Raw genomic sequence first — 20407 nt, forward strand, 5'->3', positions numbered from 1 at the left:
ACCATGATCGAATCAAGATGAAGCTGGGTGGGCTGAGCCCTGTAGCGTACAGAACCCAGTCCACGGTAGCCTAGCCAACAGCTGTCCAACTTTTGGGGCGCACTTCAGAATCCTGTGGGAGCGGGCTCTCCCGCGAATCAGGCAAGAAGGTATTACAGGGAGACTGCTGCCATTGGCTATTGCGGCAACGAGTTATCTCGACGCAACTGACGAATCAGCCCTGCGTGATCCAGTTCGCCGTCGCCTGCATCGACCATGGCCTGGAACAGACCATCAACCAGGCTGGCCACGGGAAGCGTCAGGCCCAGGGTTTTGGCTTGGGCGAGGGCGGTGTGGGTGTCCTTGAGTTGCCATTTCGCGGGGCCACCCGGGGTGAAGTCGTTGTCGAGCATACGCTGGCCATGCTGGCGCCAGATGGGCGAGTCGACGAAACCGCCGAGCAGCGCCTGATGGACTTTGGCCGGGTCAGCACCACCCCGTTCGGCCAGCAACAAACCTTCAGCCACGGTAGCGATGGAGCTTGCCACGATCAGCTGGTTGACCAGTTTCGACAGCTGGCCGGTGCCGGCAGGGCCGACATGCACCGGTCGGCCCATGGTTGCCAGCACATCGCGTCCTTGCTCGAACGCGACACTGTCGCCGCCGACCATGATCGCCAGGCTGGCTTCCCGGGCGCCACGCTGGCCACCGGACACCGGCGCGTCCAGGTAGCGCAAACCCAATTCGGCGCACTGGCGTGCCTGTTCGACAGCGGTCTCCACGGGGATCGAACTCATGACAATCACCAGTGCTCCCGCTGGCAGCGTCTGCGCCGCACCGGCCTCACCGAACAATACCCGGTCACAGGTCGGACCATCGCTGAGCATGCACACCAGTACTTGAGCACCTTCTGCGGCGGTAGCAGCGCAGTCGAAAATCTGCGCGCCTTCTCCCGAAAGCTCGGCTGTCTTGGCCTTCGAGCGGTTCCAGACGCGGACCCTATACCCGCCACGCAGCAGGTTGAGGACCATGGGCTGGCCCATGATCCCGGTGCCGACGAAGGCAATGGTGGGTTGACTCATGTTTTGGCTCCCAGGGTTTCATCGGTGGCGCCTGGCGTACCGGCCAGCGAGACCGGATTGCGCGGCATCAGCACCATGCCCAGCCCGCCCAGGCCGACGAGAGCGGCAATCATCAGGAAGCCGGGTGTGTAGCTGCCGGTCATGGTGAACAACAGTCCGGTCAGGTAAGGGCCGGAAAAGCCGCTCAGGTTGCCGATGGAGTTGATCAGACCAATCCCGGCAGCGGCGCCGACGCCGGTCAGCACTTGTCCCGGTACGGCCCAGAACACATTGATGGCGCTGTAAACACCCATAGCCAGGAACACAAAACCAATCACGATGATCCACGGTTGATTGATCACCAGTGCGAGGGCGATAGCGGCAGCGGCCAGCATGGCAGCGCCGCCTGCGTGCCAGTGACGCTCTTGCAGGCGATCCGAACGGCGGCTCCACCAGATCATCGCCACGGCAGCGACGGCATACGGGATCGCGGTGATCAAACCGTTCTGCATCAGGCCGATTTCCAGCCCGAACGAGGCGCGGAACGAAGCCAGCACGGTGGGCAGGAAGAAGTTCATGGCGTTGGAACCCGAGGTGATGCCGAAATACACCAGCGCCAGCATCCACACCTGCTTGTTGGCCAGCGCCTTGCGAATCATCTGGCCCTTGGTCGGCTGGATGCCCACCACCAGAGGTTTGTTGCGCTCTTCCTGGTCCAGGGTCCTGATCAGCCAGTTGCGCTGTTCGTTGGTCAGCCAATGAGCGTCGGCGGGGCGATCAGTGAGGTAGAAATAGCAGACCACACCCAGAATCACCGCCGGAACGGCCTCGACGATGTACATCACCCGCCAGCCGACGAAGCCCCAGGCATCGCCCAGTTGCATCAGACCCACCGACAGCGGCGCACCCAGAACCTGAGCAATGGGCACGCCCAGGTAGAAGGTGGCAATCATTCGTGCCCGGTAACGGCTGGGGAACCACAGGGACAGCAGGTAAATCACCCCGGGAAAGAACCCGGCTTCGGCGATACCCAAGAGTACCCGCAAGGTAATGAAGTGCCCGGCGGTCTGTAGAAAGCCCATGGCGCCGGCAATAATGCCCCAGGTCACCATGATCCGCGCCAGCCACACTCGGGCGCCGTAGCGGTGCAGCAGAATGTTGCTCGGTACTTCGAACATGAAGTAACCAAGAAAGAAAATCCCCGCACCCAGGCCGTAGATCGCCTGACTGATGCCGATGTCCGCGTTCATGTGCAACGCCGCGAAACCGACGTTGTTGCGGTCCAGAAAGGCCACCACGAACAACAGGATGAGGAACGGGATCATGCGCCGGGTAACGCGCTTGATAGTTTGTTTTTCTAGATCCGAAACATCGGGATGTGGGGTGATCATGGCGCATGGCCTCGCGTTGTTTTTGTTGTTATGGATGCGGCAAGCAATGCCAGGGTGAAGCCCTATGTTTGCCGGTCAGTACTTCTACAGCGGCATAGCCTTGTGGCTGGTTTTGTGGGACCGGCTTTAGCTGGGAAGCCTGTATTCCTCAGGCCACACATGCTGCCAATTCAATGGCCTATTCCCGGCTGAAGCCGGTTCCACGGGTGTCCTCGATATGGGCGCGGATGATCGCGTCGAAATCGGCATCAGCGCTGAAGCCCAAAGCTCTGGCGCGGGGCGCATTGACTCGGCTCGGCCAGCTTTCGACGATGCGCTGGATGGTGGCGTCCGGTTCCCAGCGGATCAGTTTGACCACTTCAGGCCCGGCTACCCGTTCCAGCGCTGCGATCATGTCGGCGACCGTGGTGGTGACGCCAGGCAGCGGGATGATGCGCTCGTCGCCCAGGGTCTGGGATGACAGGGTCATGGCGTGCAACATGGACTCAACGATGCGCCGTGGCGAGGTGAGGTACACCTGAGTGTCAGGTCGGACCGGGCAAACGGCGGGCAAACCTACTAGCGGTTCACGAATGATCGAGCTGAAGAATGTCGAAGCAGCCTTGTTGGGTTTGCCGGGACGTACTGCCACGGTAGGCAGGCGCAGGATTCGCCCGTCGACAAAACCTTTGCGGGCATAGTCCGCCACCAGCAGTTCGCCGACGGCCTTCTGCATGCCATAGGACGATTTCGGGGTCAGCACCGTGTCGTCGTCGACGACTTCAGGCAGCTTGCCGCCAAATACCGCAAAGCCACTGGCGGAAACAAATCGGGGTTTGTTGCCTTGTTGACGCAGGGTTTCGAGCAGTGTCATCAAACCGTGCAGATTGACCTGCATGCCTAGATCGAAATCCGCTTCGGCGGCCGAGCTGACCACAGCCGCGAGATGCCACACCAGATCGACGCCATCGGTGACCCGCGCCACAACCTTGGGGTCGGCAATGTCGCCGGTGACCACTTCGATCCGGGCATCATTGGGCACATCTTCACCAGCAAAGGCGTCGAACAATACGATGCGCTCGATGGCCTGTGGTGCCTGACCTTCCAGGGCCAGGCTGTGCAGGTCGAGCAGCCGTTCGGCCAATTGTTTGCCGATGAAACCGGTGCCGCCGGTGATGAGGATTCGCATGTCATGCTCCTGTTTTTATTGTTGAGCGGGGTGTTCTGTCTCTGACGCGGATCACTTGTGGACCGGATTTATCCGGGAAGACGGCATCTCAGACGATAGAAATGCAGCGGATGTACTGGCCTCTTCCCGGCTAAAGCCGGCCCACGGGATGTTCATGAATCCAACATTCAATCCGCCTGGACGGTGGTTTGCTGCTGTTCACCCAGACCTTCAATACCCAGACGCATCTTCTGGCCAGCGCGCAGGAAGACAGGATTGGGTTTGACCCCCAGGCCAACCCCCGGAGGGGTGCCGGTAGAAATGATGTCCCCCGGTTGCAGGGACATGCAGCGGCTCAGGTAAGCCACTAGTGCCGGAATCTGAAACACCAGAGTGCGGGTGTTGCCGTCCTGATAGCGATGCCCGTCAACTTCCAGCCAGAGGTTGAGTTGATGCGGGTCGGTGATTTCATCCCGAGTCACCAGCCATGGGCCGATCGGGCCGAAGGTGTCGAAGCCCTTGCCTTTGTCCCAGGTACCGCCACGCTCCAGCTGCCATTCGCGCTCGGACACGTCATTGATCACGCAATAGCCCGCCACATGGTCCATGGCGTTGCTTTCATCGATATAGCGGCCACCTTTGCCGATCACCACGCCGAGCTCGACTTCCCAGTCGGTTTTGGTCGAGCCACGCGGAATCTCGACATCATCGTTTGGCCCGCAAATCGCGCTGGTGAACTTACTGAAAATCACTGGCTCACTTGGCACGGGCATGTTCGATTCCGCCGCGTGGTCGGCGTAGTTCAGACCAATACAGAGAAATTTACCGACCTGACCCACACAGGCGCCGATGCGTGGCGAACCTGTTACCAGTGGCAGACTTTCGGGGTCGAGCTTGCTGAGGGCGTTAAGGCTGTCGGGCTCGAGGGCAGTGCCAGCGACGTCAGCAATATGCGCCGACAAATCGCGGATCTGTCCTTGAGCGTCCAGCAAACCGGGTTTTTCCTGGCCTTTCTCGCCATAGCGCAGCAGTTTCATAAGGGGATTCCCTGTTTTCTAAAAATGAAGATCGAAAGGATCAGACGCTCATCCCGCCATCAATGACGTGCACACCACCGGTGGTGTAAGCGCTGGCGTCGCTGGCAAGATACAGCGCCAGCCGGGCAATTTCCTCCGGCGTGCCAATGCGGCCCATGGGCTGGCGGTCGACAAACGCCTGATAGACCTCAGCCTCGGTGCGGCCCTGTTCGCGGGCCTGCTCGGCAATACGCTGGCGCAGGGAAGGGGAGTCGACGGTGCCGGGGCAGATAGCGTTGCAGCGGATGCCTTTGCTGACGTAGTCCGTGGCTACCGACTTGGTCAGACCAATGACGGCGGCTTTGCTGGCGGTGTAGGCAAAGCGGTTGGGTACCCCTTTGACGCTGGAGGCCACGGACGCCATGTTGACGATGCTGCCACCGCCCGCATCCAGCATGCCCGGCAAAAATGCACGGATCATTCGGTACATGGCGGTGACGTTCAAATCGAAGGAAAACTGCCAGGCCTGTTCGTCGCAGTCCAGCAATGCGCCGCTGTGCACATAGCCCGCGCAATTGAACAGCACATCAAGGGTGCCCACCTCTTGGCGAATCGCGTCGATGGCCGAGGCGTCGGTCACGTCCAGTTTTAAAGCCTGAATGCCGGGGAGGTCTTGAAGAGCTTCTATGTTCAGGTCGGTGGCGATGACATGGGCTCCAGCTGCCTGGAAGGCCAGCACCGAAGCGCGACCTATGCCTTGCGCCGCTGCGGTAATCAGAACGCGTTTGTTGGCGAGGTTCATGTGGATGTCCATTGTTATTGTTTGCGACGGGCATACCCTAGGACCGGTTGCCGATAATCGCCAATGAGATATTCTCAATGCCTAATAACAGGAGGTTATCGAATGGCCGATGTGGGCTTTAAGCAACTGTGCAATTGGCTTCGCTTTCGGCATTTGGTGCTGATCGACAATCTGGCCCGCACGCAAAACATGCACGCTACTGCGGAGGCGATGAACATCAGCCAGCCCGCAGTCAGCAAGATGTTGCGCGAGATCGAAAACCAGATGGGATTCGCCTTGTTTCAGCGGCTGCCGCGCAGCATGTCACCCACCGATCTGGGCAGCCATGTGGCGCGCTATGCGCAGATTGCGCTGAACGATGCAGAGCATTTTGTCGGCCAGGTCAATCACCTGCGCCAGGGTGGGCACGGTCTTCTCAAGATCGGCACCATCTTCGCGCCGACTTCCGTGGCGCTGCCGGCGGCAATAGTGGGGGTCAAACAACGCTGGCCGCTGTTGACCCTGGATATTCTGGAAGGTACCAGTGCCAATCTGCTGACCATGCTGGAGCACAAACAGCTGGACCTGGTGATTGCCCGGTTTACCCTCGACAGCCACCGCAAACTATTCGACTTCCAGCCTTTGGCCCCGGAGCCGCTGTGTCTGGTCACCGGCAGCCAGCATCCCTTGGCGGGCGCCCGTGAACTGCCGTTGGCTGAGTTGGGCAGCTGGCCGTGGATTGTTTACCCCGCAGGCACACCCATGCGCGCCCGGCTCGAAAGGGCATTTGCCGAGGCAGGCATGCAGACTCCAGAAAATACTGTCGAAACCAGTTCGATGCAGACGACCCTGCAACTGCTGCAGACCGCCCCGATGGTCGCGATGCTCGCCGAGTCCATGGTTGGCCCGGATATGCAGGGTGGTCGCCTCACGCGTCTGGCTTTGCCGTTTCCCCTGGTGCTGGCCGACTACGGCATCATCACCCGGCGTAATGAGCCCCCCGGCTGGTCCGCCCAGGCGTTCATTGAAGAGCTGCTTTGTGGTGCAGATGCGCTGCGCAGCGCCCGCCAGACGCCTTGATAACCTTTGGTTATCGTTTGATGGAATCTCATCATTAGGCACTTCGCGTTCCGCCGACTAGAGTGACCCGCGCCCCAACTTGCCACTAGGGACAAGGTCGGGGCGTCAACCGCTCAGAAGAGGCGCGCATGAGAACAATAAAAAGCTACAAAACGCTGACTATCCTGTTTCTGTTCCTGATTGGCGTAGTCAACTATCTGGACCGCAGTGCGCTGTCCATTGCCAACACCTCTATTCAAAAAGACCTGGCCATCAGCCCGATGCAAATGGGCATCATGCTTTCGGCTTTTTCCGTCGCTTACGCCTTCTCCCAGCTACCTCTTGGAGCGCTGATCGATAAGTTGGGCAGCAAGCTGGCCCTGGGGGGCTCGCTCATCGTCTGGTCGGTGGCGCAAGCGGCTTTTGGCTTGTTCAGCAGCTACGGACATCTGGTGGCGCTGCGGGTCATGCTGGGCATTGGCGAGGCGCCGGTGTTCCCCTCAGCGGCCAAGGCCCTTTCCGAATGGTTCGACACTCAGGAGCGTGGCACCGCGACAGGCTGGGTGTGGTCCTCGACCTGCATCGGCCCGTGTCTGGCACCGCCATTGTTGACCCTGTTCATGGTGCATCTGGGCTGGCGGGGCATGTTCATTCTGACGGGCGTGATCGGGCTGGTACTGGCCGCGTGCTGGTTCGCGTTTTACAAAAGCAAAGCGCAATACATGGCTGAAACGGGTCGTGCCGAGCCAGTTCCTGTGGCTGCGCAGCCCGCAAAAGCGCCACGGATGCGCTGGACGGCACTGTTTAAGGAGCGCAATACCTGGGGTGCTTTTCTGGGTTTCATGGGCGTGATCTACATGATCTGGCTCAACCTGACCTGGCTGCCGGGTTATTTTGAGAAAGAGCATGGCCTGGACTTGTATCGCACCGCCTGGGTGGTGTCGTTGGCTTATCTGTTCGGTGCGCTGGGGACTATCATCGCCGGCAAGGCCTGCGACCGGCTGGTTGCCCGGGGCATGAAAGTGCTCGCAAGCCGCAAGCTGATGGTGATTATGGGGCTGGTCGGCGGGGCGCTATTTACCCTGATCGTGGCGTTCACCACCAACGTGGTGGCCTGTGTGGTGCTGTTGTGCCTGACCATGTTCTTCATCAACATTTCCAGCGCCACCGCCTGGATGATCGTCAACACCATCGTGCCGTCGGAGCGGGTGGCGTCATTTGGCTCAATTCAGAACTTCGGTGGTTACCTGGCAGGTTCCATCGCGCCGATCCTGACCGGATTCAGCGTGCAGCAGAGCGGCTCGTTTTCCTCGGCATTCGTGATCAGTGCTGTCGTCGCAGCCTGCTCGGCCATGGCTTATTTCCTGTTGCTGAAAGAGCCAGAGGTTAGAGCGCCGGTGGCTAGCGGAGCTGCAACTCAGACTGCAGTTTGAGTGGAGCAGATTCAACGTTCACTCGCATTCTTTCTGCGGCAATGTTGAAGGGAGGTATTGGCGGGGCGACGTCTCGGCTGGGAAGCACTCCTGCTGCTGCCATCAATCGGTGTGGGAGCGGTGCTTGCCCGCGATACAGCCAGCACGGATAGCGGGTCTATTGCATCCGGCCATATCGCGGGCAAGCCTCGCTTCCACAGGGGTAAGCGTTTATACCTGGCAACTGCGAGGTTTCAGGCCCGTACAGCCCGGGTTTTGGGGCCAACAAACAGCCAGGCCAGCAAGCTGATCACCGGCACAAACACCAGCATCAGGATCCACAGGCATTTGCTTTCCCGGCTCGCGTCACTCTTCACAACCCGGATCACCGCCCAGAACTCGAGCACCACCAGAATCGCTGCGAAGACGCTCCAGAACACCGGGAGGTTCATAATCGCCGCTAATACATTCCAGCTCTCTGAGTTTCCCATGGCACACCTCATTGTTGGTCGTTATGGGTTAGTCCACTCAGGCGCGACGAGGGTTCATTAATTGTGCAGTGTTAGTTATGGCGGTGGCGCGATCTCGGCCGTCCTGATCAATGGCTCATTCACCCATCCGAGAAACAATGCATAGCCGACGCCCAGCATCACTGGCCCTATAAAGAGCCCGATGATGCCTCCGGTCACCATACCGCCCAGCGCACCTATCAAGATGACTGGCATGGGCACGGCGACTCCGCGCCCCAGTAACAGGGGCTTGAGCACGTTGTCAGACAGCCCGGCGACAAGCGTCCAGATCGCGAAAATAACTGTGGCTGTACCCACGCCATCCTGGGCGAATACATAGACCACCACCGGCAGGCTGATCAGCAGAACCGGCAGTTGCACAATGCCCAGCAGCAACACACCCAGCGCGATAACCCCCGCAGCGGGGACGTTCATCACCACCAGCCCGATCCCGATCAGCAGCATCTGAATAAAGGCAATGCCCACCACTCCCTGGGCAACGGCGCGAATGGTGGCCGTGCACAGGGCAGTGATCTGCGGACCGCGCTGGGCATCGGTGATACGGCTCGCAATCGCAACGCCAGCGCGCTGACCGCTGGCACCGTGAGCCATGATCAAGCCCGCGAGAATCAGGGCAAATATGAAAATCACAATGCCGGCCCCTATGCCTGCGGCTTGATGCAGAACGACTCTGGACCAGTCCCTGAGGTGCGGCATGACCTGTTGAAAGGCCCAACTCAGGTCTTGGGAGGCATGGAGCCACAGCTGATACAACGGCGCTCCTATCAGTGGCCATTGCTGCATCCGGTCCGGAGGAGGCGGGATGACAAACTTTCCGTTTTCTACCGCGTTGATGGCGCTTTGCACCGACTCGACTATCGATGCACCCAACAGGCTCAGTGGCACCATCAGGCAGGCCAAACCCAGCATGACCACGATCACGGCCGCCCAACCGGAGCGATTGCCCAGTTTCGCTGCCAATGACTGATTAAGCGGGTAAAGCGTGATCGCCAGTATCAGTGCCCACAGCATCAGGCTTAAAAACGGGCGGAAGATCTCATAACAAAAAATGGCCAGAACAAAAATCAGGCCGACCCGTATTAATACGTCTAGTAATTCCCGGCTGCTATTGAATGTCAGCATGTGATTTTCAGCCATGACCGTTCTCCTGGCAGGCTGCGGGTTTTGCAATTTGAGCGTAGGTGACAAATCCCAGGTGATGACCGATAGCCGATGAGCGACGTGGATGCGCAGCGTTGATGTGTTTCCTTCCGACGCTTCTTTTAAGCCATCGAGTGGGCGCGTTAACATGCCCGCCACTTTCATCTGCTGCACGAGGCACTCATGGCCAATCAAGATCTGACATTTATTCCCGATCCAGACCCGCAGTCCATTTCATCCGATGTTGCTGGCGTCGGGGGTCTGCTGGTCTCCACGCAAATCCCCACTCGCGCGGATGGCAGCCTGGAGCTGGGCGGCATCACCGAGCAAAGTGAATGCACGCTGCAAGCCCTGAAGGTCGCGCTGGAAAAAGCCGGCAGCTCCATGGACCGAGTGCTTCATCTGACGATCTACCTCACTGACATGGCCGACCGTGCCGCCTTCAATGACGTGTACCGACGCTTCTTTGCCCAGCCCTGGCCCGTTCGCGCCGCCGTGGGTGTGGCCGCGCTGGCGGTCGAAGGCATGCGTGTGGAAGTGACGGCCATGGCGGCCAAGGGCTGAGGTTGTCCTGCAAAAAATGCAGGGCCTATAGCAGCTTGATATAGCAGTCGGCTGTAAGTGCTGCCGCAGGCTGCGAATCTCGATCCGTCTGAGACACCGTCTTCGCAGCCCTCGTAACGTCGGTCAGCTCCTACGGGACCATGCTCACGTCCCCGGTTTCACAAGCCTTTCGGTAAGCCGGTCGGACTCCCCGCTGGACTTGTATTGCGCCTGATCCGGATCACCCGGATTCAGCGCCCAGCCCCGACCCACACACTCAGGTTAACCAGCCTGCAGGGTTCGGCTGGGACGCTTTTATTACCTTCTACGCAACAGTGTTTTCCGCCATTCCCAAGGACAAAATGTCGCAGTGCGGGTGGTTTTTTTGCTAATGTCGCAAAACTAACCAGTTAGTTAATTGTTAGATGGTCGCTATCGGCCGGGGTTTGTATCGGTTTCCATGCGCAGATTCTCGGCTTCCATTGCCCAGCACTCTATGAGAGTTGGCGCGGCCATCACGCTTAACTTCCTCCAACGTTCATGCGTCAACAGGATCATGCAACATGACTAAGTCTCACCCTTCGGCATCTGTCAGTCGCTGGCCCATCTGGGTCGCCGCGCTGGGCGTGCTGGTATTTGGATTACTCTTCGTTGCTGGTGGGGGTTACCTGGCTACCCTTGGCGGCAGCTGGTACTTCCTGCTGGCCGGGCTCGGCATGCTCGTGTCGGCAGTTCTGCTGTTCAAACAGCGGCTGACGGGTGCCTGGCTATTCGCGGCGGTCATGCTGCTGTCTGTCATCTGGGCATTGTTTGATGCCGGATTGAATTTCTGGCCGCAAGTCTCTCGTCTGTTCGCCCTGGCGGTGTTGAGTCTTGTGGTGGCGCTGGTTTATCCGACACTGCGCAAGAACAACGGCCTGGTCGGCGGGCACGGCGGTTACGCGCTTAGCGGCGTGCTGGCCATCGCGGTGGTTGCCGGTGTCTACGGCATGTTCATCCCTCACGCCTCGGTCGCCCCGACCGGCGATGGCCCCGGCCTGAGCAAGGTTGATCCAGCCAAGGCCCAGAAGAATTGGGCGCATTACGGCAATGACGAAGGCGGCAACCGTTTTGCGGCGCTGGACCAGATCAATCGCAGCAACGTAGCCAGCCTGGTTCCGGCCTGGACCTACCAGACGGGTGATGTGGCGATCAGTGACGGCAACGGCGCGGAAGATCAGACCACCCCGTTGCAGGTGGGCGACAAGGTGTTCATCTGTACCCCGCACAACAACATCATCGCGCTGGATGCCGACACCGGGAAACAGCTGTGGAAGAACGAGGTCAACGCCCAGAGTAAAGTCTGGCAGCGTTGCCGTGGCCTGGCTTACTTCGATGCCTCTGCACCGCTGGCTCAGCCAGTAGACGGCAGCACGCCAGCTATCGCTACTGCGGTGCCGGCCGGTGCCAATTGCCAGCGGCGTCTGCTGACCAACACCATTGATGCACGCCTGATTGCGGTGGACGCCGACACCGGCGAGTTCTGCCAGGGCTTTGGCACCAACGGTCAGGTAGATCTGAAAGCAGGTCTGGGTAACGTCCCCGATTCCTACTACCAGCTGTCCTCGGCACCGCTGATGGCGGGGAGCACCGTCGTGGTTGGCGGTCGGGTGGCGGACAACGTGCAGGCAGACATGCCTGGCGGCGTGATCCGTGGTTTTGACGTGGTAACCGGTGCGATGCGCTGGGCGTTCGATCCGGGCAACCCGGAAGACAAGAACGCTCCGGCGGCCGATGCTACTTATGTACGCAGCACGCCGAACAGCTGGGCGCCGATGTCTTATGACCCGGCGATGAACACGATTTTCCTGCCGATGGGCAGTTCGTCCACCGATATCTACGGCGTTGAGCGCATCGCGCTCGACCACAAATACGGCGCGTCCGTGCTGGCATTGAACGCAACGACCGGTGAAGAGAAGTGGGTCTACCAGACTGTCCACAACGACCTGTGGGACTTCGACCTGCCGATGCAGCCAACGCTGATGGACTTCACCAAAGCCGACGGCAGCAAAGTCCCAGCGGTGGTGATTGGCACCAAGGCCGGTCAGATTTTCGTTCTTGATCGAGCCACTGGTCAGCCGCTGACCAAAGTTGAGGACGTTGCAGTCAAGGCTGCCAACATCCCCAACGAGCCTTATTCGCTGACTCAGCCGCTGTCCACCGGCATGCCGCAGATCGGCACCAAACACATGACCGAGTCGGACATGTGGGGCGCGACGCCGTTTGACCAGATGCTGTGTCGTATCGCGTTCAAACAGATGCGTTACGACGGGCTGTACACCGCGCCGGGCACTGATAAGTCGCTGAGCTTTCCGGGTTCCCTGGGTGGCATGAACTGGGGCAGCATTTCCACTGACCCGGTTCACGGCTTCATCTTCGTCAACGACATGCGTCTGGGCCTGTGGATCCAGATGGTGCCGCAGCAGAAAGACGCCAAGGCATCTTCCGGTGGCGAAGCACTGAACACCGGCATGGGCGCTGTACCCCTCAAGGGCACGCCTTATGCAGTGAACAAGAACCGCTTCCTGTCGATTGCCGGGATTCCGTGCCAGGCACCGCCGTTCGGCAGCCTGACCGCCATCGACATGAAGACTCAGAAAATCGCTTGGCAAGTGCCGGTCGGTACCGTTCAGGACACCGGTCCGCTGGGTGTCAAGATGCACCTGCCGCTGCCGATCGGCATGCCGACCCTGGGTGGCACACTGTCGACTCAAGGTGGGCTGATCTTCATCGCCGGGACTCAGGATTACTACCTGCGCGCCTTCAATTCGGCCAACGGCGAAGAGGCCTGGAAAACCCGTCTGCCCGTCGGTAGCCAGGGTGGCCCGATGACGTTTGTATCGCCAAAAACCGGCAAGCAGTACGTGGTCATCACCGCTGGCGGCGGCCGCCAGTCCCCGGATCGCGGCGACTATGTGATTGCCTACGCGCTGCCTGATAGCAAGTAAGTCTTCACACCCGCAGTACCCAGAGCCGCTGTGGTCCGAAAGGATGGCAGCGGTTTTTTATTGTGTAGTGATGTGGCTTTCTGTGGGAGATTCTATGTTTGCTCGCAAGCGGATGTGACGTGGGACCGGCTTTAGCCGGAAGGCGGCATTTCAGACGATAAATATCGGATGGATGGAATGGCCTCTTCCCGGCTAAAGCCGGTCCCACGTCGTCGCGCCACTATTGAGATCACTCTTGTGGGAGCTGTGCTTGCCTGCGATATAGGCGACATGGTTTTGCAGGTACACCGCGTCATCGTTCTTCGCGGGCAAGCACCGCTCCCACAGAGGGGGAATCGGCCGCGCACCAGATCGCCGATGATTTCTTTGCACGATCAAGTTTTGCTCCTGTCCAAACGGAATCGCTAATGACTCAGGAGATATTCGGATGAATGACAATGCATTGGTCATCGGTGCCAGCGGGATAGTCGGCAGCGCCACGGCTCGATGCCTTGTGGATCAAGGCTGGAAAGTGGCAGGGCTGGCGCGCAAGCCGGTACAGCAGGAAGGTGTCACGCCTGTGGTTGCCGATCTGCTGGATACTGACTCTCTGAATGCTGCGCTGGCTGATATCGCTCCGACTCACGTATACATCACTACTTGGTCACGGCAGGCCTCCGAAGCTGAAAACATTCGGGTCAATGCAACAATGGTACGCAACGTGCTCAGCGTCCTGGGCACCAAAGGCAGTGTTCGCCATCTGGCGCTGGTCACTGGCCTGAAGCATTACCTCGGACCCTTCGAGGCCTACGGCAAAGGCACCTTGCCCAAGACGCCGTTTCGCGAAGAGCAGGGCAGGCTGGACGTGGAAAACTTCTACTATGCCCAGGAAGACGAGGTCTTCGCTGCTGCCAAACGTGACGGCTTTACCTGGAGCGTGCATCGTCCGCACACCATTACCGGGGTTGCGGTGGGTAATGCCATGAACATGGCCACGACCCTGGCGGTCTATGCCTCTATCTGCAAAGCCACTGGCCGTCCCTTCACTTTCCCGGGTTCGCGGGTGCAGTGGGACAGCCTGACCGACATGACTGACGCGCGCATTGTCGCCCGCCAGCAAGTCTGGGCATCAACAACGCCAGCAGCGGCCAATCAGGCTTTTAACGTAACCAATGGGGATGTGTTCCGTTGGAGCTGGATGTGGGGGCAGATTGCACACTGGTTTGGCATCGAACCTGCTCCATTCCCGGAGTCAGATGCACCCTTGGCCGAGCAAATGGTTGATGACGCTCAGGCATGGAAGAAACTGGTGGAGCAGCACAGCCTTGCCGAACCCGACATCGACAAGTTGATTTCGCCCTGGCACACCGATGCGGACCTGGGTCGCCCTATTGAGGTAGTTACCGATATGTCGAAAAGCCGCTTGATGGGTTTTACCGACTACCAAGCCAGTGATCGGGCATTTTTTGATGTGTTCGAAGCGCTGCGTGAACGACGCTTGATTCCATGAGGAGCCTGCAACATGAGTGAAGAAAAGAAGCCTGCCCCAGAAGAAAAGCCGCTTGAGGATGATGTTCCGGCGCATGCCACCGAGCAGGAGAAAGAGCGGCTCAAGGATTTCAACAAAGGTGGGATTCCACCTGGAGCGTGTTGAGCGGCTAGCCTGTCTTTGACAGCGGGTCGGATCGACGTTGTGTTATTGAACCCGGGCACAGTTGTGCCCGGGGTTTCCGGTTACATGAGCACTGCCATCAAGACCCCGGGCAAGGGTTGATCGTGGTCCACACCGTTTGTGAGGTTGCATACGGAATCGTTGTGCCTGCTATGAAACCCCCACCGTAGCGGCGCTCGTCGGTTTCCTTGACGTAGCTGCCGTCTTTGCCGGTGAACACGGTTTGATTGCGGGCAAGCAGGTAATCAAAGAATTTCTTCTTCATGGGCATGTTCAGTTGGCCGCCAGGCGTAATGGGCGCAAGTAAAAGGGGTTCGCCTGATCTGGTCAGGATTCCATTGGCGCGTAATAACCACCTACGGCGGGGGGTTGCACCAATTGAGCGATCTTGCCTGGGGTCGTGGCGTCTTTCATGTCACCTGGCACCAGACCGACCACTTCACCGCTTTCCAGCAGTGCCCAGGCCGCGACCGGGTGAATGTAGAGCTTGCCCGAGTGGCCATCCTTGTGAATGTAGTTCCACCCCGAGCATGGGGTGATTTGCATGATTTTTGTGGTCATGGAAATGTCCTCCTGAATGAGTGCATATCCAGCGTAGCGGATGTTTGGCCGGTTTTTTCTTACGGAGCGGCCTATGTGGGAGCGACCGGGGTGGCGCTCCACCTTGCTCGCGAATGGGTCAGTACATCCGAAGCATTTTTGCGCCTGGAACAATGCCTTCGCGAGCAAGCTCGCTCCCACAAGGGGCATTTCATTGTCAGTATCAGGTGTGATGCGCCTCCGCCCCTGATCGTCTAGCATGCGGCCTGCAAAAATAACCGGCGAATAACGAGCGCACCCATGCAAAACCTGCTGAACGAGATCCTTGATGAAGTCCGTCCACTGATGGGGCAGGGCAAGGTTGCCAATTACATCCCGGCGTTGGGCGAGGTGCTGCCGGATCAATTGGGTATTGCCGTTTACAGCAATGATGGCGAGCTGTTCTGCGCCGGGGATGCCCAGACGCGTTTTTCGATCCAGAGCATCTCCAAGGTGTTCAGCCTGGTGCAGGCCATCGGGCATTCCGGCGAGGATATCTGGCAGCGCCTGGGTCACGAGCCCTCAGGCCAGCCGTTCAACTCCCTGGTGCAGTTGGAGTTTGAACGGGGCAAGCCGCGCAATCCGTTCATCAACGCCGGCGCTCTGGTGATCTGCGATATCAACCAGTCACGTTTTGCTGCGCCGTCATTGTCGATGCGTGATTTCGTGCGCCGCCTGTGTGGCAACCCCGAGATCATTTCCGATTCGAAGGTTGCCGAGTCTGAATATCAGCATCGCTCGCGCAATGCCGCCGCTGCCTATCTGATGAAATCCTTCGACAACTTCCATAACGATGTGGAAGACGTGCTGCGCAGCTATTTTCATCACTGCGCCTTAAGCATGAGCTGCGTCGATCTGGCCCGCGCCTTCGGTTTTCTCGCCAATCAAGGCTACTGCGTGCACAGCGGGCAGCAGATCCTCAGCGCCCGACAGACCAAGCAACTCAACTCGATCATGGCCACCAGCGGGCTGTACGACGAGGCGGGTAACTTTGCCTATCGCGTCGGCTTGCCGGGCAAGAGTGGCGTGGGTGGCGGGATCGTCGCCGTGGTGCCGGGCCGTTTCACGGTTTGCGTGTGGTCCCCGGAGCTCAACGCGGCAGGTAATTCCCTGGTAGGCATGGCGGCGCTGGAAAAACTCAGCGCGCGGATCGAATGGTCGGTGTTCTGACCTTTATCCCAGGCTTTCATCTATCTGAATTGGAAGTGGGACCGGCTTTAGCCGGGAAGAGGCCGGTACATCCACCGCATATAGGTAGATAGAGCTATCGCCTTCCTGGCTAAAGCCGGTCCCACGTCTCGTCTCCAGCGCCGGAGAGGAATTTCCGAGCATTCATGCGTCGGGAAAGGTCTACTGAGTTCGAATCGGCTGACGTCTGGCCGATTGCAATAATTGTAGAGTCAGAGGAAGTCAGCTTTTGAACCGATCAGTCGCGCCGTATTTTGAATTTTCGTGCAACGTGTCGGCGCTTCTAAGGCCGCTGATGATCGCATTGACCAGCGTGTTACTGGTGGCCTGCGGCACCCAGCGTGCCAATCAGGCCCCGGAACTTACCCCCGGCCAGGTGCGCGCGCAGATTGTGCGCCTGATGCCTGCCAAAACTCCGGATCGTGAAGGCTGGGCGGCCGACATCCAGACCGCCTTTGCCGCCCAGGAGCTTGACCCCAGCACGGAGAACCTGTGCTCGGTACTGGCGGTGACCGAACAGGAATCGACCTACCAGGTCGATCCACCCGTGCCGAATATGGCGAAAATTGCCCGGGGTGAAATTGACCGGCGTGCTGCCCGGTTACACATCCCCAATTTGTTGATCAACCGGGCGTTGCAGATCAAATCGCCCAATGGCAAAACCTACGCCGCACGGCTGAATGCTGCGCGCACCGAGAAGGATTTGAGCGGTATCTTCGATGACTTCATCGGCATGGTGCCGATGGGCCAGACCCTGTTCGGCAGCCTGAACCCGGTACACACCGGCGGGCCTATGCAGGTGAGCATCGCTTTCGCCGAGCAACACGCCAAGGGCTATCCATACCCGGTGGACGGCACGATCCGCCGTGAAGTGTTCAGCCGTCGGGGCGGGATGTACTTTGGTATCGCCCATTTGCTGGGCTACCCGGCGGATTACCCGAAATCGTTATACCGTTTTGCCGACTTCAATGCCGGTTGGTACGCCAGTCGCAATGCGGCCTTTCAAAGCGCAGTCAGCCAGGCCACCGGGATCAAATTGGCGCTGGATGGTGATCTGATTCGCTATGACTCCACGTCGCCAAGCTCTACCGAGCTGGCTGTGCGTTCATTGGGTAAGCGCCTGGACATGAAGAACTCGGCCATTTTCAGCCAGCTCAAGCAAGGCGATACTCTGGATTTTCAAAAAACCGAGGTGTACGAGCGGGTGTTCGAGCTTGCCGAGCAATCGGCGGGCAAATCCCTGCCTCGGGCGATTCTGCCGGGTATTACCCTGCAAAGCCCGAAAATCACTCGCGAGCTGACCACCGCCTGGTTTGCCGATCGGGTGGATGCTCGGCGTGAACGCTGCGTGCAACGGGCCGGGCGTTAAGGGCGTTGGCTGTCGAGTTTTTCCAGGGTCAGCGGATCGCGGGCACCGTCGTAAAAGGTGTCCAGTACGGCCTGGAAGATTTTTAGCTGGGGTGCGGCGCTGGCGAACAGGGTCATGCACGACTGCAATTTCAGGTCGTCAGGCGATCCGAATATCTGCCGGGCTGTCCATTGAAGTTGCGCTTCGATGATTTTCGCGCACTGCTCCAAGCGTGGTCCCAGTAACGGATGCTCAAGGTAGGCTCGCGCTTCCTCGATACCGGTAATGGCATAGAATCGAGCCGTCTCGCTGCGACCCAGTCCAGTTATCTGCGGGAACACGAACCACATCCAGTGACTTTGCTTGCGGCCTGCGCGCAGCTCGCTCAGGACCTGTTCGAATACCGGCTGCTGGGCTTCAACGAAACGCTGCAGATTGTAGATGTCGTCCATGTTGTACCTCTCTGGGGCTTATGATTTGAGATTAGCCTGTCGGGCCCAGATTTTGCGGCGCACCTCAAATACCTGTGGGAGCGGTGCTTGCCCGCGATAAGGTTTAGGTGATCTATCGTCAGCCCGCGGTGCCTTTATCGCGGGCAAGCACCGCTCCCACATAAAACCCTGCTCCTTTAGATGTTATTCCAATTCAAAAAATGCAGAGCCTCCACCACATGCCCGTCGTCAGTCGTTTCACCGCTTTTCTCGATCAGGCAAGCCGTGCCATGGGCCTGGTCTGGACCACTTCCCGGGGTTTATCACTGGGATTGGTTTTTGCCACGCTGATCGCCGGTGTACTGCCGGCGCTGGCGGCATGGCTGGGTCAGCGGATTGTTGATGCCGTGGTCGCTGCCATGCAATTGCACGCCGCGAGCGGCGAAGCGCCGTTATGGCCAGTCTTGCGTTACGTGCTGTTGGAGGCGGGCGTACTCGCGCTGCTGGCCGGCACCCAGCGGGCGTTGTCAGTTCAGCAGTCGTTGCTGCGGGTGCAACTGGGGCAGAAGGTTAATACCCTGATCCTCGAGAAAGCCCAGACCTTGTCGCTGATCCAGTTCGAGGACTCGGAGTTTTACGACAAGCTGGTGCGTGTGCGCCGAGAAGCCTCAACCCGGCCGTTGGCGTTGGTGACCAAATCTCTGGGGCTGATACAGAACCTGATTTCCCTGATCAGCTTTGGCGTATTGCTGATCCATTTTTCGCCCTGGGCGCTATTGATTCTGGTCATTGGCGCGTTGCCAGTGTTCTTCGCCGAAGCGCACTTTTCCGGCGATGCGTTTCGCCTGTTTACCCGGCGGGCACCGGAAAGCCGTCAGCAAAACTACATCGAGACCCTGCTTTCCCACGAAACCTACATCAAGGAGGTCAAGCTGTTTGGCTTTGGCCCCTTGCTGATGCAGCGCTATCGCGACACTTTCGACCGGCTGTACGCCGAGGACCGTCGCTTGACCTTGCGCCGCGATGGCTGGGGTTTCCTGCTGGGCTTGCTGGGCACCAGCGCGTTCTACTTCGCCTATGCCTGGATTGTGATCGATGCCGTGCACGGTCAAATCACCTTGGGGCAGATGACCATGTATCTGGTGCTGTTCAAGCAGGGGCAAAGCGCGGTGAGCAGCAGCCTCAGCGCAATCAGCGGGCTCTATGAAGATGGCTTGTACCTCGCTGATCTTTACGAGTATCTCGGCCAGCCGGTGCCGGTGGAGAGCGGACATCTCACCGAAGGCGTACATCCCGGCGACGGCCTGCGCTGCGAAAACGTGGGTTTCACCTATCCAGGATCGAGCCACGCTACGCTGGCAAACATCGACCTGCACCTGGCCCCCGGCCGCAGCGTGGCGCTGGTGGGGGAGAACGGCTCAGGCAAAACCACCTTGATCAAGCTGCTGACCCGCCTGTATCGGCCCAACGAAGGGCGCATCCTGCTCGATGGCAGCGACCTCAATGACTGGAGCGAAGATGCGCTGCGACGGCGTATCGGGGTGATTTTTCAGGATTACATTCGCTATCAATTTGTCGTCGGCGAAAACCTCGGAGTCGGGGATATTGATGCGTTCGGCGAAGAACACCGCTGGCGCGAGGCGGCCGGGCAGGGCATGGCGGCGGAGTTTATCGAACGGCTGGATAAAGGCTATGCCACCCAGCTGGGCCGCTGGTTTGCCGGTGGCCAGGAATTGTCCGGCGGACAATGGCAGAAGATTGCCCTGTCACGGGCGTATATGCGCCGTAACGCCGACCTGCTGATTCTCGATGAACCCACTGCGGCACTGGATGCCGGAGCGGAAGCCGCTGTGTTCGATCACTTTCGCGAATACGCCAAGGGGCGTATGACGTTGCTGATTTCTCATCGGTTTTCCAGCGTGCGCAATGCCGATCACATCGTGGTGCTCGATCAGGGACGGGTTCTGGAACGCGGCGATCACGCCAGCCTGCTGGCGGCGGGTGGGCGCTATGCGCAGTTGTTTGATTTGCAGGCTCGGGGGTATAGGTGAGGATTGGTCCATGGGTTGACCACAATTTTTCAAACTGCGCCATCCCTGTGGGAGCGAGGCTGAACTGGCCTAATGATTCCGGACACCTCTTAAGGGCGATATGATTTCGCCCA

Annotated in this window: 20 protein-coding genes; 10 read left to right on the forward strand and 10 right to left on the reverse strand. The window is 59.1% G+C overall.

Going from position 1 to position 20407, the window contains the following annotated elements; all coding sequences use genetic code 11:
* A partial coding sequence (locus tag IV01_RS27560) for an IS3 family transposase (RefSeq protein ID WP_418903503.1) occupies window positions 1-74 on the forward strand: 74 nt, incomplete at its 5' end.
* Window positions 75-176: 102 nt separating this feature from the next.
* Here IV01_RS27560 and IV01_RS05455 read toward each other — a convergent pair.
* From IV01_RS05455 to IV01_RS05435, 5 genes are all read right to left on the reverse strand, one after another.
* Entirely contained in the window at window positions 177-1061 is an 885-nt protein-coding gene (locus tag IV01_RS05455; RefSeq protein WP_032630613.1) for an NAD(P)-dependent oxidoreductase, read from the reverse strand.
* On the reverse strand, window positions 1058-2431 hold the full coding sequence (locus IV01_RS05450) for an MFS transporter (protein WP_032630614.1): 1374 nt from the start codon (window positions 2429-2431) through the stop codon (window positions 1058-1060). Before IV01_RS05450 ends, IV01_RS05455 begins: the two co-directional genes overlap by 4 nt.
* A gap of 178 nt (window positions 2432-2609) precedes the next feature.
* Window positions 2610-3599 carry a D-erythronate dehydrogenase gene (denD, locus tag IV01_RS05445; protein WP_032630615.1) on the reverse strand — a complete coding sequence of 330 codons (990 nt, stop codon included), beginning with the start codon at window positions 3597-3599 and terminating at the stop codon, window positions 2610-2612.
* A 167-nt stretch (window positions 3600-3766) separates the two neighbouring features.
* A complete protein-coding gene (locus tag IV01_RS05440) occupies window positions 3767-4615 on the reverse strand; it encodes an ureidoglycolate lyase (RefSeq protein WP_032630616.1) in 849 nt (282 codons plus the stop codon).
* A gap of 40 nt (window positions 4616-4655) precedes the next feature.
* Window positions 4656-5396 carry an SDR family oxidoreductase gene (locus tag IV01_RS05435; RefSeq protein ID WP_032630617.1) on the reverse strand — a complete coding sequence of 247 codons (741 nt, stop codon included), beginning with the start codon at window positions 5394-5396 and terminating at the stop codon, window positions 4656-4658.
* Between the two features lie 102 nt (window positions 5397-5498).
* On the opposite strand from IV01_RS05435, the gene IV01_RS05430 reads away from it, so the two are divergent.
* Together IV01_RS05430 and IV01_RS0125440 are read left to right on the forward strand one after the other, a co-directional pair.
* Complete coding sequence (locus tag IV01_RS05430; RefSeq protein ID WP_032630618.1) at window positions 5499-6455, forward strand: LysR family transcriptional regulator; 957 nt, start codon at window positions 5499-5501, stop codon at window positions 6453-6455.
* A 128-nt stretch (window positions 6456-6583) separates the two neighbouring features.
* Window positions 6584-7867: an MFS transporter gene (locus IV01_RS0125440; protein ID WP_050507892.1), complete on the forward strand. Its 1284-nt coding sequence runs from the start codon at window positions 6584-6586 to the stop codon at window positions 7865-7867.
* Window positions 7868-8100: 233 nt separating this feature from the next.
* On the opposite strand, the gene IV01_RS05425 is transcribed toward IV01_RS0125440, so the two are convergent.
* Together IV01_RS05425 and IV01_RS05420 are read right to left on the reverse strand one after the other, a co-directional pair.
* On the reverse strand, window positions 8101-8337 hold the full coding sequence (locus IV01_RS05425) for a PLD nuclease N-terminal domain-containing protein (protein WP_229636153.1): 237 nt from the start codon (window positions 8335-8337) through the stop codon (window positions 8101-8103).
* A gap of 75 nt (window positions 8338-8412) precedes the next feature.
* The gene (locus IV01_RS05420; protein WP_032630620.1) at window positions 8413-9513 is read right to left on the reverse strand and encodes an AI-2E family transporter; all 1101 of its coding nucleotides are present in this window, start codon (window positions 9511-9513) and stop codon (window positions 8413-8415) included.
* A 186-nt stretch (window positions 9514-9699) separates the two neighbouring features.
* Between IV01_RS05420 and IV01_RS05415 the strand changes: the two genes are divergently transcribed.
* The 4 genes from IV01_RS05415 (at window position 9700) to IV01_RS27255 (ending at window position 14679) form a co-directional block, all read left to right on the forward strand.
* On the forward strand, window positions 9700-10080 hold the full coding sequence (locus IV01_RS05415) for a RidA family protein (protein ID WP_032630621.1): 381 nt from the start codon (window positions 9700-9702) through the stop codon (window positions 10078-10080).
* A 542-nt stretch (window positions 10081-10622) separates the two neighbouring features.
* Window positions 10623-13046, forward strand: coding sequence for a glucose/quinate/shikimate family membrane-bound PQQ-dependent dehydrogenase (locus IV01_RS05410; protein WP_032630622.1), 2424 nt, complete (start codon window positions 10623-10625; stop codon window positions 13044-13046).
* Between the two features lie 427 nt (window positions 13047-13473).
* On the forward strand, window positions 13474-14535 hold the full coding sequence (locus IV01_RS05405; RefSeq protein WP_032630623.1) for an SDR family oxidoreductase: 1062 nt from the start codon (window positions 13474-13476) through the stop codon (window positions 14533-14535).
* Window positions 14536-14547: 12 nt separating this feature from the next.
* Entirely contained in the window at window positions 14548-14679 is a 132-nt protein-coding gene (locus tag IV01_RS27255) for a hypothetical protein (protein ID WP_080290378.1), read from the forward strand.
* Between the two features lie 97 nt (window positions 14680-14776).
* On the opposite strand, the gene IV01_RS05400 is transcribed toward IV01_RS27255, so the two are convergent.
* A complete protein-coding gene (locus IV01_RS05400) occupies window positions 14777-14962 on the reverse strand; it encodes a hypothetical protein (RefSeq protein ID WP_050507894.1) in 186 nt (61 codons plus the stop codon).
* Window positions 14963-15024: 62 nt separating this feature from the next.
* Window positions 15025-15258, reverse strand: coding sequence for a hypothetical protein (locus IV01_RS05395; protein ID WP_032630624.1), 234 nt, complete (start codon window positions 15256-15258; stop codon window positions 15025-15027).
* Window positions 15259-15537: 279 nt separating this feature from the next.
* On the opposite strand from IV01_RS05395, the gene glsB reads away from it, so the two are divergent.
* Window positions 15538-16446, forward strand: a complete 909-nt coding sequence (gene glsB / locus IV01_RS05390) for a glutaminase B (protein WP_032630626.1) — start codon at window positions 15538-15540, stop codon at window positions 16444-16446.
* Window positions 16447-16759: 313 nt separating this feature from the next.
* A complete protein-coding gene (locus IV01_RS05385; protein WP_032630628.1) occupies window positions 16760-17833 on the forward strand; it encodes a DUF1615 domain-containing protein in 1074 nt (357 codons plus the stop codon).
* Here the strand turns inward: IV01_RS05385 and IV01_RS05380 are convergent.
* Window positions 17830-18264, reverse strand: a complete 435-nt coding sequence (locus IV01_RS05380; protein WP_032630629.1) for a DUF1810 domain-containing protein — start codon at window positions 18262-18264, stop codon at window positions 17830-17832. The two genes, IV01_RS05385 and IV01_RS05380, sit on opposite strands and share 4 nt — an antisense overlap.
* A 218-nt stretch (window positions 18265-18482) precedes the next feature.
* Here IV01_RS05380 and IV01_RS05375 point away from each other — a divergent pair, with 218 nt between their 5' ends.
* A complete protein-coding gene (locus IV01_RS05375; RefSeq protein ID WP_032630630.1) occupies window positions 18483-20294 on the forward strand; it encodes an ABC transporter ATP-binding protein in 1812 nt (603 codons plus the stop codon).
* Window positions 20295-20407 lie beyond the last annotated feature (113 nt).

Origin of the sequence: Pseudomonas syringae, assembly GCF_000737245.1 — a bacterium.
Lineage (GTDB): Bacteria > Pseudomonadota > Gammaproteobacteria > Pseudomonadales > Pseudomonadaceae > Aquipseudomonas > Aquipseudomonas syringae_J.

Excerpts from the sequence above, each read along its gene's own strand:
- IV01_RS05455 (WP_032630613.1), bottom strand. The coding sequence starts at position 1,061 with ATGAGTCAACCCACCATTGCCTTCGTCGGCACCGGGATCATGGGCCAG.
- IV01_RS05450 (WP_032630614.1), bottom strand. The coding sequence starts at position 2,431 with ATGATCACCCCACATCCCGATGTTTCGGATCTAGAAAAACAAACTATC.
- denD (WP_032630615.1), bottom strand. The coding sequence starts at position 3,599 with ATGCGAATCCTCATCACCGGCGGCACCGGTTTCATCGGCAAACAATTG.
- IV01_RS05440 (WP_032630616.1), bottom strand. The coding sequence starts at position 4,615 with ATGAAACTGCTGCGCTATGGCGAGAAAGGCCAGGAAAAACCCGGTTTG.
- IV01_RS05435 (WP_032630617.1), bottom strand. The coding sequence starts at position 5,396 with ATGAACCTCGCCAACAAACGCGTTCTGATTACCGCAGCGGCGCAAGGC.
- IV01_RS05430 (WP_032630618.1), top strand. The coding sequence starts at position 5,499 with ATGGCCGATGTGGGCTTTAAGCAACTGTGCAATTGGCTTCGCTTTCGG.
- IV01_RS0125440 (WP_050507892.1), top strand. The coding sequence starts at position 6,584 with ATGAGAACAATAAAAAGCTACAAAACGCTGACTATCCTGTTTCTGTTC.
- IV01_RS05425 (WP_229636153.1), bottom strand. The coding sequence starts at position 8,337 with ATGGGAAACTCAGAGAGCTGGAATGTATTAGCGGCGATTATGAACCTC.
- IV01_RS05420 (WP_032630620.1), bottom strand. The coding sequence starts at position 9,513 with ATGGCTGAAAATCACATGCTGACATTCAATAGCAGCCGGGAATTACTA.
- IV01_RS05415 (WP_032630621.1), top strand. The coding sequence starts at position 9,700 with ATGGCCAATCAAGATCTGACATTTATTCCCGATCCAGACCCGCAGTCC.
- IV01_RS05410 (WP_032630622.1), top strand. The coding sequence starts at position 10,623 with ATGACTAAGTCTCACCCTTCGGCATCTGTCAGTCGCTGGCCCATCTGG.
- IV01_RS05405 (WP_032630623.1), top strand. The coding sequence starts at position 13,474 with ATGAATGACAATGCATTGGTCATCGGTGCCAGCGGGATAGTCGGCAGC.
- IV01_RS27255 (WP_080290378.1), top strand. The coding sequence starts at position 14,548 with ATGAGTGAAGAAAAGAAGCCTGCCCCAGAAGAAAAGCCGCTTGAGGAT.
- IV01_RS05400 (WP_050507894.1), bottom strand. The coding sequence starts at position 14,962 with ATGAAGAAGAAATTCTTTGATTACCTGCTTGCCCGCAATCAAACCGTG.
- IV01_RS05395 (WP_032630624.1), bottom strand. The coding sequence starts at position 15,258 with ATGACCACAAAAATCATGCAAATCACCCCATGCTCGGGGTGGAACTAC.
- glsB (WP_032630626.1), top strand. The coding sequence starts at position 15,538 with ATGCAAAACCTGCTGAACGAGATCCTTGATGAAGTCCGTCCACTGATG.
- IV01_RS05385 (WP_032630628.1), top strand. The coding sequence starts at position 16,760 with ATGATCGCATTGACCAGCGTGTTACTGGTGGCCTGCGGCACCCAGCGT.
- IV01_RS05380 (WP_032630629.1), bottom strand. The coding sequence starts at position 18,264 with ATGGACGACATCTACAATCTGCAGCGTTTCGTTGAAGCCCAGCAGCCG.
- IV01_RS05375 (WP_032630630.1), top strand. The coding sequence starts at position 18,483 with ATGCCCGTCGTCAGTCGTTTCACCGCTTTTCTCGATCAGGCAAGCCGT.